General features: G+C 64.9%; 11 protein-coding genes and 2 pseudogenes. 6 read left to right on the forward strand and 7 right to left on the reverse strand.

Going from position 1 to position 12,832, the window contains the following annotated elements; translation table 11 throughout:
• Positions 1 to 342: 342 nt before the first annotated feature.
• The 3 genes from WS68_RS11220 to WS68_RS11230 form a co-directional block, all read right to left on the reverse strand.
• Positions 343 to 1,059 (reverse strand): GntR family transcriptional regulator, encoded by a 717-nt coding sequence (locus tag WS68_RS11220; RefSeq protein WP_059570898.1) that lies wholly within the window; start codon positions 1,057 to 1,059, stop codon positions 343 to 345.
• Positions 1,060 to 1,176: 117 nt separating this feature from the next.
• Positions 1,177 to 2,331 carry a mandelate racemase/muconate lactonizing enzyme family protein gene (locus WS68_RS11225; RefSeq protein ID WP_059570899.1) on the reverse strand — a complete coding sequence of 385 codons (1,155 nt, stop codon included), beginning with the start codon at positions 2,329 to 2,331 and terminating at the stop codon, positions 1,177 to 1,179.
• 44 nt (positions 2,332 to 2,375) lie between these two features.
• On the reverse strand, positions 2,376 to 3,185 hold the full coding sequence (locus tag WS68_RS11230) for an SDR family NAD(P)-dependent oxidoreductase (RefSeq protein WP_059570900.1): 810 nt from the start codon (positions 3,183 to 3,185) through the stop codon (positions 2,376 to 2,378).
• A 165-nt stretch (positions 3,186 to 3,350) separates the two neighbouring features.
• On the opposite strand from WS68_RS11230, the gene WS68_RS11235 reads away from it, so the two are divergent.
• A complete protein-coding gene (locus WS68_RS11235; RefSeq protein ID WP_197419586.1) occupies positions 3,351 to 4,265 on the forward strand; it encodes an SMP-30/gluconolactonase/LRE family protein in 915 nt (304 codons plus the stop codon).
• 108 nt (positions 4,266 to 4,373) lie between these two features.
• A pseudogene (locus WS68_RS28900) lies at positions 4,374 to 5,543 on the forward strand (MFS transporter); the annotation flags it as partial.
• A gap of 12 nt (positions 5,544 to 5,555) precedes the next feature.
• Here WS68_RS28900 and WS68_RS27600 read toward each other — a convergent pair.
• The 4 genes and pseudogenes from WS68_RS27600 to WS68_RS11255 all read right to left on the reverse strand — a co-directional run.
• A pseudogene (locus WS68_RS27600) lies at positions 5,556 to 6,008 on the reverse strand (cytochrome P460 family protein); the annotation flags it as partial.
• Positions 6,008 to 7,054, reverse strand: a complete 1,047-nt coding sequence (locus WS68_RS11245; RefSeq protein WP_059570903.1) for an alpha/beta fold hydrolase — start codon at positions 7,052 to 7,054, stop codon at positions 6,008 to 6,010. The gene WS68_RS11245 and the pseudogene WS68_RS27600, both read right to left, overlap by 1 nt.
• A gap of 414 nt (positions 7,055 to 7,468) precedes the next feature.
• Positions 7,469 to 8,833, reverse strand: a complete 1,365-nt coding sequence (locus WS68_RS11250) for an ATP-binding protein (RefSeq protein WP_059570904.1) — start codon at positions 8,831 to 8,833, stop codon at positions 7,469 to 7,471.
• The gene (locus WS68_RS11255) at positions 8,830 to 9,573 is read right to left on the reverse strand and encodes a response regulator (RefSeq protein ID WP_059570905.1); all 744 of its coding nucleotides are present in this window, start codon (positions 9,571 to 9,573) and stop codon (positions 8,830 to 8,832) included. The genes WS68_RS11250 and WS68_RS11255 overlap by 4 nt, the downstream gene beginning before the upstream one ends.
• 333 nt (positions 9,574 to 9,906) lie before the next feature.
• Between WS68_RS11255 and WS68_RS11265 the strand changes: the two genes are divergently transcribed.
• The 4 genes from WS68_RS11265 (at position 9,907) to WS68_RS11285 (ending at position 12,530) form a co-directional block, all read left to right on the forward strand.
• Positions 9,907 to 10,305, forward strand: a complete 399-nt coding sequence (locus tag WS68_RS11265; protein ID WP_156429472.1) for a hypothetical protein — start codon at positions 9,907 to 9,909, stop codon at positions 10,303 to 10,305.
• Position 10,306: 1 nt separating this feature from the next.
• Positions 10,307 to 10,843 carry a thioredoxin family protein gene (locus tag WS68_RS11270; protein WP_082709960.1) on the forward strand — a complete coding sequence of 179 codons (537 nt, stop codon included), beginning with the start codon at positions 10,307 to 10,309 and terminating at the stop codon, positions 10,841 to 10,843.
• A gap of 684 nt (positions 10,844 to 11,527) precedes the next feature.
• Complete coding sequence (locus tag WS68_RS11280) at positions 11,528 to 11,752, forward strand: hypothetical protein (RefSeq protein WP_059570908.1); 225 nt, start codon at positions 11,528 to 11,530, stop codon at positions 11,750 to 11,752.
• A 394-nt stretch (positions 11,753 to 12,146) separates the two neighbouring features.
• Positions 12,147 to 12,530, forward strand: coding sequence for a BON domain-containing protein (locus WS68_RS11285; protein ID WP_059570928.1), 384 nt, complete (start codon positions 12,147 to 12,149; stop codon positions 12,528 to 12,530).
• Positions 12,531 to 12,832 lie beyond the last annotated feature (302 nt).

Consider the following 12,832-nt stretch of genomic DNA (forward strand, 5'->3'; position numbering starts at 1 on the left):
GTCGTCTCCGGGCTGATCGGTATGTTGCGGACTGGCTTGCGACTTGTAAGCCCATATATGATCATAAATTCCGAATTGAAATCTAAAAACGATGGTTAACACCGATTTTATGATCAAAATTATGGGGCTGGAAAACGGCGCTTTTGTGCGCGCAGGGGCGGCCGGGCGATGCGGCGCGCCGCTGTAGGGCGCTTGAAAGGGAGTGGTGTGTGCCGGGAAGCTGCGAGGAGGCGTTGACGGGCCGCGGCGGACGAGCGATGGCACGGGCAAGGGCGGCGGCGGGCGGCTCGTTCGGCTGCGATTGCTTTTTCGGCGCGGAACCGGCAGCGGCGATCTATGCGATTACGCGGCGGGGAGCGTGCTGGCGTCTGAATTGTCCGGTTTGGTACGTCGGCTCCCGCGCTTGCGTGCCGATGTTTCTTCCGGGGCAAATTGCAGTCGTTCGAGCAAGGTGTGCCGCGCCTTGATCACGTGCGCGCTCATCAGCGTGCCGGCCGCCTCGACGTCGCGCTCGGCGATCGCGCTGATCAGATGGCGGTGATCGTTGATCACGCCGTGAAAGCGTTCGGCGCCGTAATCGAACCGATGCCAGAGCGCCGCGATCAGCAGCCAGTGGCGATCGAGCAGTGCGACGGCATCCGGGTTGTTCGCCACCGCGTTGATGCGGGCGTGGAATTCGCGGTTTGTGCGCAAGGCGGACTCGTAGTCTTCGGCATCGACATAAGCCTCGAAACGGGATTCGATGTCCCGCAGCGCTTCGACGTCTTCCGGCGTCGCGCGTATCACCATCTTGCGTATCAGCAGCACTTCCAGCGCGCTGCGGATATCGAAGACGTTGCCGATGAATTCGCGATCTACGGTACGGATGCGCGCGCCGCGGTTCGGTTCGATGACGAGCAGACCTTCCCCGTGCAGCGCCCTCAGCGCTTCGCGAATGGGCATCTGGCTGACGCCGTAGCGCTCGGCCAGATGCGCGATCGTCACGCGCGAGCCGAACGGCAGAATACCGGCGACGATATCGTCCCGGATTTTTTGTTGGACGTCCTGGATGTGAACCATGGCAAATACTGAATTCCGGCGTTCGGATGGAGCGGCCGCGCTGCGCGACCGGACGTATTGTCGCGCGTTCGTGAAATGCTGTACAGAATACGGCGCTACCTGAATAACGCGCGTTTGTCAGTCGTCCGCGGCGATACGGTATTCCAGCGTCTGGTACAACCGGACTGTGTCGACATCGAGTGTCGCTCCGTGTCCTGGGCGGTCGGACAAGCGCGCACGACCCTGATGCGGTGACGGTGGGCGTTGCGCGAGCAACGCGTCGAAGACAGGCGTTTCGTCGAATTGCATCTCGAGGCGCCGGAAGTTGGGCACGATCGCCGACAGTTGCAGGCTGACCGCGTGCGCGATCGGGCCGCTCGGATTGTGCGGCGAGAATTCCACGTGATAGCGGTCCAGCAATGCGGCGACCGCGAGCACTTCGCGCACGCCGCCCACGTATTTGACGTCCGGCATCATCACGTCGTAAGCGCCGGCGTCGAGAAACGGACGAAAGCCACCGACACCGATCGCTTCCTCGCACCCCGCGAGCCGGATGCCGAGATCGTTCGCGCGGCTGCGAATACGCCGGATCGAGTCCATCTGCTCCGGTATTTCCGGCACGGGGCATTCGAGCCAGTAAAGCGCGTAAGGCGTGAGTTCGTCGAGCAGCGCAAGCGAAGCGCAGGTATTCAACCGCCAGTGACAGTCGACCATCAGGTCGATCGACGCTCCGACGGCCGCGCGCGTGGCGGCGATGCGTTCGAGCCCGCGTTCGATGGCGGCGCGTTCGGTCGTTGGATCGGCCTGCTTGCCGTAGAGCGCCGCCTCGTCGAACGGCGCGATCTTGATCGCGGTAAAACCCGCGGCGACGGCTGCCCGCGCGCTCGCGGCGAAGTCGGCGGGCGTTCGCGCGCTGGTGCGGCGGTTGATGTTCGCATAGAGCGCCACCTCCGGATGGCGCACATCGCCGAGACATTGCGCAAGCGACTGCGATGCGTGCTTTGCGCGCAGATCCCACAGCGCATGATCGATTCCGGAAAGGATCGCGGCGGTAGGCAGGTGCGATACCGCCGACAGCGCGACGACCGGCTCGCCTTCGGCGACCGGCCGGTGCAGAAAACGCGGAAAAAGCGCGCGCGCGGCCTGTTCCAGGTCGCGCTCCCGGCCGGTCAGCGTCGCTTCTCCAAAGCCGGTCGTGCCGTCGCTGGCGGTCAGCTCGATAAAGGTCCACCAGGTTTTGTCTGTCACCTGCGCGACGCTCAACGCAAGGCTGGCGATGATTGGGTGTTGCATGAAGTTCCTCTCGAATATCGTGGAATGGGGCGGCCGGGATGCGCTTACAGGCGCCCGCCGCCGTCGACGGGAATGTCCGCGCCGGTGATGAAGGCGCCCGCGTCGCTCGCGAGCACAAGCGCGAGGTGCGCGACTTCCTCGGGTACGCCGGCCCGATGCATCGGGTTCGCGGCATGCTCGATCTGCCGCCACGCCTGCAGGTCGGCGCGGCGCCATGCGTTGCGCGGGGTGGCGATGAGGCCGGGAGAGAGTGTGTTCAGCGTGACTGCGTCGGCCGCGCAATCCCTGGCCGCATTCACGATCAGGTTGTGGTGCGCGGCCTTGAGCGCGGCGTAGACGCCGAGCTCGGCTTCCGGGCGCACCTGGTTCACGCTGCCGATCGCGACCACGCGCCCCCAGCGGCGCGAGCGCATGCCCGGCAGAACGTGCTGCAGGATCTCGACCGACGCTTCGAGGTTGATGCGGCTCAGGCGACGCATCGTTTCAACGGTGATTTGATCAAAAGACTGACGGATCTGTACGGATGCGCAGAGAATCACCACATCAAGCGCGCCAATCCGGCCGGTACTTGCGTTCACCAGCCGGCGGCCTGCGTCGGCGTCGGACAGATCGCACTCGATCTCGACCGCATGCACGCCGGCGGCTTGCAGTTGCGCCGCGAGTTGCATGGCCGCGTCGGGATGGCCGGCCTGGGTGTCCGCCGCGCGGCTGTAGTGAAGCGCCAACCGCGCGCCATGCGCTGCAAACAATTGCGCAATCGCGCGCCCGATGCCGAGGCTCGCACCGGTAATTAGCACGTTGCGTCCGGACAGGGACAATCGCGCGTCGGTAATGTTGCGATCGATGAAAGACATGTGGAGCAACTCCGTTCATTCCGGTACCGAATTGAACCGCTGTCGATATCGGTTCGACATCGGGGAATACACCTAATTTGATCAAATACATGCTTTGGTAGCATTCTTTATGTGTTAAATGCTATTTTTGTGATCAAATTTATTTGCATGAGAACCATGCCGGATATGCTGAATTTCGATATCGAAGCCATCACGCCCGCCCATGACACGCTGGGCGAGTCCCCGGTCTGGGACGAGGGCTCGGGACGTCTGTACTGGATCGATGTCCGGCGCGGGCGCGTGCAGGCGCTGACGGTGCGAACGGGGGCGCTCGACGCATGGCACTTCGAAGGACTGGTCGGCGGAATCGCGCTGCGGGCCGACGGGGCGTTGATCGTGGGCCGCCGTGCAGGCATCGAGATTCTCATGCCTGACGCAAAGGGCGGTCAGCTGCCCGGAATGTTGGCTGCCGCCGACGGGCTGGAGCCGCTCGCGCAGTTCCCGGACCATGGCGCCGATCACCGCACCAATGAAATGAAGTGCGACCGCGACGGCAATCTGTGGTGCGGCACGATGCGCGATTTCGGCAAGGATTCGAGCGGCTCGCTTTATCGGATCGATCGATCGGGCAATTCGAGCACGGTGAGGGGCGGCGTGACCATTCCGAACGCGCTCGATTTTTCCCCCGACGGCAAGTGGATCTATTTTTCGGATACGGCGACCGGCCGTATCGACCGTGCGTCGTATCAGTCGACGAGCGCAGAGATCGGCGAATGGCACACGCTGGTGGAGGCGGACGCCGCGCCGGGCAGGCCGGATGGCTTGGCGATCGATCGCGACGGCTACTTGTGGAATGCGCGTTACGGCGGCGCTTGCATCGCACGCTTCGATCCGCAAGGCAGATTGACTGCCACGCTCGCGCTGCCGGTCTCGCAGCCGACGTCCTGCACGTTCGGCGGGGAGCGTCTCGATACGTTGTTCGTCACGAGCGCCCGCCAACGGCTCGACGATGCGGCGCTGGCGCGAGAGCCGGCGGCGGGCGCGCTGCTCGCATGCCGGACGTCCTGCGTCGGTTTGCGTGCGGCGCGCTTCGGCGCCTGAGCGACGTAAGACGCGGGCGCGCGCCCGCTGATCGAGCCCGGCGGCAACCGGTGCCCGGACGGCAAGAACATTACTGACGGAGACAAACGCATCATGAAGTCACTCGCAATGGAATCGCCCGAGCGCATCGCGCGCGCGGTCAAATGGGCGCCCCGGCTGGTCGCGTTCGGCGAATTCATCGACGGCTACGATCTGTTGTGCATGGGGGCAGCGCTGCTTTTTCTGGGGCCGCAGTTTCATCTCGACGGCCCGACGAAGGGGTGGCTGGCCGCCGTTGCGTTTATCGGCACGGCGTTCGGGCTGGTTGTGTTCGGTGATCTTGCGGACCGCTTGGGGCGCAAGGTGATCTTCGTGGTCAATCTGGTGTTTTTCGTCGCCGCGTCGATTGCATCGGCCTTCGTCACGGAGGTGTGGCAACTGATGCTCACCCGTTTCCTGATCGGCGTGGCGGTCGGGATGGACATTCCGACGTCGCAGAGCTTTCTGTCCGAAATCGCGCCGGGGGCGCGCCGCGGGCGCATTGCCGGATCGCTGCCGAACATGATGTGGCTCGGCGGCGCGATCGCGAGCATCTTGATCGCGCTCGCGATCGAGCCGTTCGCGGGCGGCTCGACTTGGCGCTGGCTGTTCGGCCTGGCGGCGATCCCGGCGCTGGCCGTGCTGATCGCACGGCAGTTCCTTCCCGAATCGCCGCGCTGGCTGATCGCGCAAGGGCGCGTCGACGAGGCACGCGCGATCATGCAGGTACTGGGCTTGCCGATGCCTGTCGTCCAGCAGCGTGTCAAGCGCGAATACCGGACGCTGTTTTCCGGCGGAGGACTGCGCCGGCTGCTGTCGGTGAGTGCGTTCTTCGCGCTGCAGGCATTCGGCGGCGCAGTGGCGACGATTGCCAGCCCGCTGGTGTTCTCGACAATCGGCCTGCGCGTCGATCAGTCGCTTTATTTCGCATTGGGCGGTTTCGTGACCGGGTTGATCGCGGTGATGTTGGGCGCGCTGGTGATCGACCGGGTGAATCGGCGCCGCATGGGCATTTACACCTGCTTGGGCGCGTTCGTTTGCGGGATCGGGATGGCGGCGTTCGGGCAGTCGAACACGTATCTGCTGGCGGCCTTGTACGTTACCTATTCGCTGATCGTCTGGTTCGGCCCTGGCGTGCTGTCGTGGGTCTGGAGTTCGGAAGTCTTTCCGACCGAACTGCGTGGCCTGGGATCGGGTATCGCGCAATGCGCGACGCGCTTTGCGATCGCGTTGAACTTGATCTTCGCGCCGACGCTGGCCGCGAACTTCGGTATCGGCGGGCGTGCCGTTGACGAAGCGCCCGAACCCCCATCCGCTCGTCGATGCATAGCGACGCGAATCCTTCACCATCACCTGCACGGTCGTTGCCTGGCCGGGCACCGTCGCCGTCGGCAATTCGTCGGATTGCTTGCGTTTGTAGGCGAGCTTGACGAGGATCGTGCCGTCCGGGAACGGCAACGTTGCCTGCTCGAGCGCGCGGATCGCGGCCGGATTGCCGAGCACCACGCGCAATTCGTCGAGCGGCGCGGCTTCTTCGGCAGGCGCGACCATTTCCCATTTCCGATAGCCGGGCGGAATCGTCACGCCGTAGATCGGCGATGCGGCCGGTCTCGACGAGTCGGCGCGCGCGGCCGGACCGCTCGCGGCAAGCGTGCCGGCCAGCAGCGCGGCCGCGGCGAGCGCGCGAGCCGAACCGCGAAGCCCGATATTGATTGCCGAGCGCATCACAAATGCTCCACCTGCAGGATCGCATCGGCGAACGCCCGCGGTGCTTCCTGCGGCAAGTTGTGGCCGATGCCGCCGCTAATCGTGCGATGCTGGTAGCGGCCTGTGAATTTTTTCGCATACGCGGCGGGCTCAGGATGAGGCGCGCCATTCGCGTCGCCCTCCATCGTGATCGTCGGCACCGTGATCGTCGGTCCGGCGGCAAGACGCCGTTCGATTTCGTCGTATTGCGCTTCGCTGTTCGCGAGTCCGAGGCGCCAGCGATAGTTGTGAATCACGACGGCCACGTGATCGGGATTGCGGAATGCCGCCGCAGTGCGCGCATAGGTTGCGTCGTCGAACTGCCACTTCGGCGACGCGAGCTGCCAGATGAGCTTGTTGAACGCATCGCGGTTTTCTGCATAGCCGAGCGCGCCGCGCTCGGTCGAGAAGTAGAACTGATACCACCACTGCCATTCCGCCTTTGGCGGCAGCGGCTTGCGATTCGCTTCCTGGCTGCCGATCAGATAGCCGCTCACCGACACCAGCGCCTTGACACGCTGGGGCCATAGCGCCGCGATGATGTCGGCGGTGCGCGCGCCCCAATCGTAGCCGCCGAACACGGCGCGATCGATTTTCAACGCGTCCATCAGCGCGACGATGTCGACGGCCGTCGCCGCCTGCTGGCCGTTGCGCGGCGTATCCGGAGAAACGAACGTCGTCGAGCCGTAGCCGCGCAGATAAGGGATGATCACGCGATAGCCGGCGGCCGCGAGCAGCGGCGCGACATCGGCATAGCTATGGATGTCGTAAGGCCAGCCATGCAGCAGAAACACGGCCGGGCCGTTCTTTGGCCCGGATTGCGCATACCCCACGTTCAGCACGCCTGCGTCGATCTGATGGATCGTGTCGAACGGCACGCTGCCGCTGCTCGCGCGATTCGTCCGCGGCTCGTCGGCCGTCGATTGCGCACGGGCCGGACTGCCGAATCCCAGTTCGGCAAGGCTCAGGCCGGCCAGCGTCGTGCCTAGGATCAGACGGCGCCGGGTATTCACGGTATCGGGCATGATTCGTTCTCCATGATGGGTCGTTCACGAAAGCGCATTCGGCAAAGGCGCGGGCGCTCGGGAATCGCCGCGTGCGAACACGGTGCCGGTGACGCCACGCCGCCGCGCGCAACACTACGCTGACGTTTTATCCGAATCGGCCGCATGCTTTGTATCGTCGTGTATCCGCATCAGCGGGCGACACACAAGAATTCAAAATCCCGCGTCATGCATGCACCGCGCCGCCGCGCGGCTCACGTCGGGCGGCGGCGCGGCCACGCCGAAACCGTGTGGCGAGCGCGGATGTGCCGCCATACGGTCGCTCACGCATAGGCGGGTATCGGGGGTGGGGCGGGTGGGGGAGGGGTGAGTAAGTAGGCAGCCGACAGGCGCTTCGCCATACCGCCGGTTACATCGACGAAGCGCGCTCGAGCGTCAGAGATCGCCCGCGCGGCGCTTCGCCGGCGCGCGGGCGGGCGCGCGTTGCGCCCCCTTGAGCGTCAGCATGGCGCTCAGCCCGCCGCCGGCGCGATTGCGCAGCACCAGCGTAGCATCCATCGCCTGCGCCAATTGACGGGAAATTGCCAGCCCGAGCCCCGTGCCGCCCGTGCCCCGGTTGCGTGACGTCTCGATTCGGTAGAACGGCTCGAATACCTTGTCGAGCAGCTCTGCCGGAATGCCCGGCCCGCGATCGAGCACGTCGATGGCGACGCTTCCGTCCGCAAGCAGCGCCGCCTCGAGCGTTGCCGCCGCGCTGAATTTCAGCGCGTTGTCGATGAGGTTGCCGACCACGCGGCGCAGCGCCTGCGGCCGCGCGACGACCGGCGTCGCCACCCGCTTCGTGATCGACACGTCGTGGCCGGCATCGGCATAGTCGCAGACGAGGCTGTCGAGCAGCGCATCGAGATCGATGCTGCACGGCGCTTCCGCTACGCCGTGCAGCGTGCGCGCGTAAGTCACGCCCTCGCGCACCAGATTTTCCATTTCGAGCAGATCCTGGCGCAGCTTCGCGGCTTCGCCGTTGTCGTCCATCACGTCCACGCGCAAGCGCATTCGCGTGATCGGCGTCTGCAAATCGTGCGACACCGCGGCGAGTATCTGCACGCGCTCGGCCGTGTAGGCCGCGATGCGCTCCTGCATCGCGTTGAACGCACGCGCGGCGCGCGCCACCTCGGACGGGCCCGCTTCCGACATCCGCGCGCCTTTCAGGTCCGGCCCCAACCCGTCGGCGGCGCGCGCAAGCTCGTACAGCGGCCGCGTCGCGAGCCTGACCGCAAACCAGCAGCAACTGGCCAGCATCGCAAGCTGCGCGACGAGTACGAGCGGCAGCCAATGCGAAAGCGGCACGCCGGACATCGGCCGGAAATCGATCGTGAGCGGTGTGCCGTCGGTGAGCGTCAAATGGGCCTGAAAGCGTTCGCGGCCGCCCGGAATCGCATTCACCTTCACCGCGTATGTGCGACCTACTCCGTCCGTTATTGCTTGCGCGAAACGCTCGGACAGGTTCGCATCGATCGGGCCGCCGTTCTCTCCCGGCCCGAGGATGAATTGATAGCTGCGCCGGGAAAGCCGTGGCAGCCACCATGAGCGCTCCGTCCGCGGCAAGCGGTCGAGCAGCGCAACGGAGCTCACGACTTCGCGCTCGACATAGCCCGTCATCAGGTCGACGGTGGCCCGGTCGCGCTCCATCCACGTCAGCCAGAACGACAGCGCCTGCGCGAGCGCGAGCCCCACGAAAAGTATGACGGCGAGCCGGGCAAACAGCGTGCGCGGCCAATGCCAACCCGCGGACGATCTCATTGCGGCGCTTCGATCACGGTGACCGCCGACGAAAACACATATCCTTCGTTGCGCAGCGTCTTGATGTAGCGCGATTCGCGCGCCTCGTCACGCAAACGCTGCCGCAAGCGGCTGACCAGCAGGTCGATCGAACGGTCGAACGCGTCCGACTGGCGGCCCTGGGTCAGATTGAGCAGTTGATCGCGCGTCAGAACCCGCTGCGGATAATCGAGGAAGACCCGCAACAGCCGGTATTCGGCGCCGCTCAGCGCCACCATGGTGTTCTCGGCATCGAGCAGGTGACGCGCGGTGGTATCGAGCCGCCAGTCGCCGAACGCCAGCAGTTGCGCCACCTCCGTCACCTGCATGCCCGGCGGCAGCATTCGGGTGCGACGCAACACAGAACGGATCCGCGCGAACAGTTCGCGAACGGCGAACGGTTTGGCAAGATAGTCGTCGGCACCCATTTCGAGACCGACTATGCGGTCAGTTTCGTCGCCGCGCGCGGTGAGCATCAGCACCGGCACGGCGCGAAACCTGCCCGCGCGCAGATCCCGGCACAGAATCAGCCCGTCGTCGCCCGGCAACATCAGATCGAGCACGATCAGGTCGGGTGCGCCGCTTTCGAGCACATTGCGCATTTCGCGGCCGTTGGCGGCCAGCGAGACGCGCATGCCGTTCTTTTCGAGGTAGCTTCCCACCAGTTCGCGAATGGCGCGGTCGTCGTCCACCACGAGCACATGATCCGGCTTCTCCGTCATCGGTTCGTCTCTCTTCGTTTTTCCGTCCGCCACGCACGCTCCTGAATACACGGACAATACGCCGGATGCATGATTTCCGTGAAAATCGCCCCCGCCGCAACCCAAATGGCCATGATGACGCGTTTCATCTCGAGGCGATTGGCGCCCATGTCGCTCTCCATGCGGATGACGTGAGCTTTATAGCGCAACGTGTGGGCCGAGACGTATCCTAATGTATCCACGCCGCGGCCGGACACAACACCTTGCATTCGGCCCTTCGCGGCGACACATCCGGGATACAGAGCGGGCTTTCAATGGCGCCATGCCGTCCAATCGGACAACGGGAGCCTTGTCATGCCCAGCTTGCTCGAACCGCCGCTAGCGCTACTCGCGGGCCTGTTCACCGTTGCGTCGCGTTGCGTTCTGTCCGTGATGCCCATTCTGCTGGGTGCGGGCGCCGAATGTGCCGGCCGCGTGCGTTTGCTGTTCATTGTCGCCGGGTTCAGCGTGGCCTTTGCGACGCTGGCGCTGACGTTGGGCGCGATGCCGAGCGCCGTGCACGTCGCGCAGCACGCCGTCCGCGACGCCGCCACGGCCCTGCCGGCGCTGTTTGGCCTGCTGCGGCTGTGGCCCGGCCTTTCGACTGACTTCGGCGTTCTCGTGATCATCACGGCCGCCGCGATCGGCTTCCAGTACGACACGCTCGCCCTGAGCGTTCTCTCCGCGCACCTTCCTACCTTCACGGCACTCTGAAATGTTCAAGCGAATCAAACTCGTCTGTACTGCCGCATTGCTCGGCGCGGCAGCCGCGCTCAGCCATATTCCGTTCGCTCAAAGCCGGATCGGCAACACCGGGGCGGCGCCCGAATTCACCGGCATCGACCAATGGATCAACAGCAAAGCGCTCACCATGCAGCAACTGCGCGGCCAAGTCGTACTCGTCGACTTCTGGACTTACGGCTGCATCAATTGCATCCATACCGTCCCATATATCGAGCGCTGGCATGAGCGATACAAAGACCAGGGCCTTGCCGTCGTCGGGGTACACACGCCGGAGTATCCATTCGAACGGGATACCGGCAACGTGAAGCAAGCGATCGCCCGCTTCGGCATTAGCTTTCCGGTGGCGCAAGACAACAGTTATGCGACGTGGAACGCCTACGGCAATCAGTATTGGCCGGCGTTGTATCTGATCGACCGGCGCGGACACATCGTCTATTCGCATTTCGGGGAGGGCGGCTACGCGGAGACCGAAGCGGCAATCCAGCGCGCATTGGCCGACAAGGGGTGACGCATGCTGCCGCTCGCAGACCGCGCCCGTCGGGTTGCCGGGAGCATATATCGATAGGTCTGCCGAGGCCGCCGCGCAGGCTTTGCTGCCGGCATGTAGCGAAAAGGCGCATCGCGCTCGTCGATTCATGCGCGAAACTGTGCCGCCGCACGTTGCGCGGAGATCCCGATGGCTGGCAGTGCCATTTCCTGCGCGCCGGCGGCACTTATGCCGACCGTGCCGGTGACGGCGGCTATCGGTGCGGCGGCCCAGTTATTTTTGCTCGCATCCAGTTCGCTGGTGCTGTTCGCGTTCGGGCACCGCGGGCAGCCTTGCTCCGGCATTGGCGATTGGCGTGCGATGCGCGCGACCGCTGGCGGAACGGACGTGGCCGCCGCATGTGCGTGGTCGCGGCTTATATGAATGCCGAGGTGGCGCGAATTCGTTTCGTGGCACGCAAGCCGGCATTGGCGGTGTTGAGTTCACTGCGTCTCGCGTTATTCAATTCCTTTAGGTGAACGTCAATCGATGTGGCACGGCTGCATGGAATCGTACTTATTCGAGTCAAATCGCGCATCGACGGAATTCATAACGATCGAACGAGCGTAGACGGCCCCATCTGGCGCGCGATGCGCCCGGCAATATCGGTGGATGACGCGGCATGCGAATTGCGCGCTGTCGGTTACCTTCAACCTGGGAGACGTCATGGCATTTGATCTATCTCGCATCGTGTTGCGTGCGCTCGTCGCCGGCCTGGTGATGACCGGCATCGTAATGAGCGCCGGATGTTCGAAGCAGCGCGACGACACATCGAATTCAAGTTCAGGCGCAGGCGCTTTGCAGCCTGCGCAGCCGGTGCAGCCGGCTACGCCTGTGGTGCCGAATGCGGCGTCCGGCGCGGCTTCCGCGCCGGGCGCGAGCGGGCAGTGAACGGGCATCGCGGCGTGGTGGTGCCGACGCTGTGCTCGGCGGCCTGAGCATCGGCCGCGCTGACGCGGAGCCTGTGCCGAGTGTGCAAAAGCTTCAATCGATTGCAGAGAGGTGTAGCCGTCGCGCATTGTCGGCCGTAGCTGTCGGCTTCGATCGGTGAATGCATCGGCGTGCGGCGTGCGGCGATTTCACGCTCTCACGCGAACCGCAGACGCGAACCTGAGCAGCGAGCCGTCGAAATGGCTATCGGCGTTCGATGAAAGCCGGGCTGCGACGGCCGCGCGTTGAACGGCGGTGGGAGCGCATCGGGCACGGGGGGCGGCATGACGATTGCGGCGGATTCGTCCGGCTGGCGGGTGCCGGTCGGATGCGCGATGGATGAACGGAGGTGATGATGGATGTCAAAGAGGACCGAATCAATGCCAGCCGGCGGCGGCGCTGTTTGGCGGGACGGCTGGGCGTCACGCTGGCCGTTGTTGCGGCTGCGTCATGCATGGCCGTCGCACCGGATGCGACGGCAGCCGACGGCGGCGCGTCGTCGTCACCGACGGCCGGCGCGAAGATCCGCGACGCTACGCTTACCGCGAAGGTGAAGACGGCGCTTGTCGGAACGGCGGGGCTGTCATCCGGCAATATTCACGTCACGACGCGCCACGGTAACGTCACGCTGACGGGCAGCGTGCCGGACGATCGTCAGCGCGCGATTGCGATCGACGTCGTGAAACAGATCGACGGTGTGCGGGGCGTGCACGATCAACTGACAATCGCATCGCAATGACAGCAGCGTGACGGCGGTGCCGGACCACACGCTCGTCGCTCGTCGCTCGTGCCGCGTGGCCGCGCGGGGGGCGGTGCTCGAATCAGTCTTGGCGGCGGCAGGCCCGCAAGCGTGCCTGCGCTCGTGCCGCGTGGCGCCGCAAGGCGGGTTGCCGCCGCGCGTCGTGGCGCCGGCAATTGACAAGGCGATGCCGGCAAACGGCAGCACAACAACAGCGCACGGACAGCGCAGGCGCCAAAGGGCAACGACAGCGAGGGCAACGACAGCGAGGGCAACGACAGCGCGGCAGCGGGGCAGAGCGG

The sequence above is a fragment of the Burkholderia sp. TSV86 genome (assembly GCF_001522865.1).
GTDB lineage: Bacteria > Pseudomonadota > Gammaproteobacteria > Burkholderiales > Burkholderiaceae > Burkholderia.

Excerpts from the sequence above, each read along its gene's own strand:
- WS68_RS11285 (WP_059570928.1), top strand. The coding sequence starts at position 12,147 with ATGGATGTCAAAGAGGACCGAATCAATGCCAGCCGGCGGCGGCGCTGT.
- WS68_RS11220 (WP_059570898.1), bottom strand. The coding sequence starts at position 1,059 with ATGGTTCACATCCAGGACGTCCAACAAAAAATCCGGGACGATATCGTC.
- WS68_RS11225 (WP_059570899.1), bottom strand. The coding sequence starts at position 2,331 with ATGCAACACCCAATCATCGCCAGCCTTGCGTTGAGCGTCGCGCAGGTG.
- WS68_RS11255 (WP_059570905.1), bottom strand. The coding sequence starts at position 9,573 with ATGACGGAGAAGCCGGATCATGTGCTCGTGGTGGACGACGACCGCGCC.
- WS68_RS11280 (WP_059570908.1), top strand. The coding sequence starts at position 11,528 with ATGGCATTTGATCTATCTCGCATCGTGTTGCGTGCGCTCGTCGCCGGC.
- WS68_RS11265 (WP_156429472.1), top strand. The coding sequence starts at position 9,907 with ATGCCCAGCTTGCTCGAACCGCCGCTAGCGCTACTCGCGGGCCTGTTC.
- WS68_RS11250 (WP_059570904.1), bottom strand. The coding sequence starts at position 8,833 with ATGAGATCGTCCGCGGGTTGGCATTGGCCGCGCACGCTGTTTGCCCGG.
- WS68_RS11230 (WP_059570900.1), bottom strand. The coding sequence starts at position 3,185 with ATGTCTTTCATCGATCGCAACATTACCGACGCGCGATTGTCCCTGTCC.
- WS68_RS11270 (WP_082709960.1), top strand. The coding sequence starts at position 10,307 with ATGTTCAAGCGAATCAAACTCGTCTGTACTGCCGCATTGCTCGGCGCG.
- WS68_RS11235 (WP_197419586.1), top strand. The coding sequence starts at position 3,351 with ATGCTGAATTTCGATATCGAAGCCATCACGCCCGCCCATGACACGCTG.
- WS68_RS11245 (WP_059570903.1), bottom strand. The coding sequence starts at position 7,054 with ATGCCCGATACCGTGAATACCCGGCGCCGTCTGATCCTAGGCACGACG.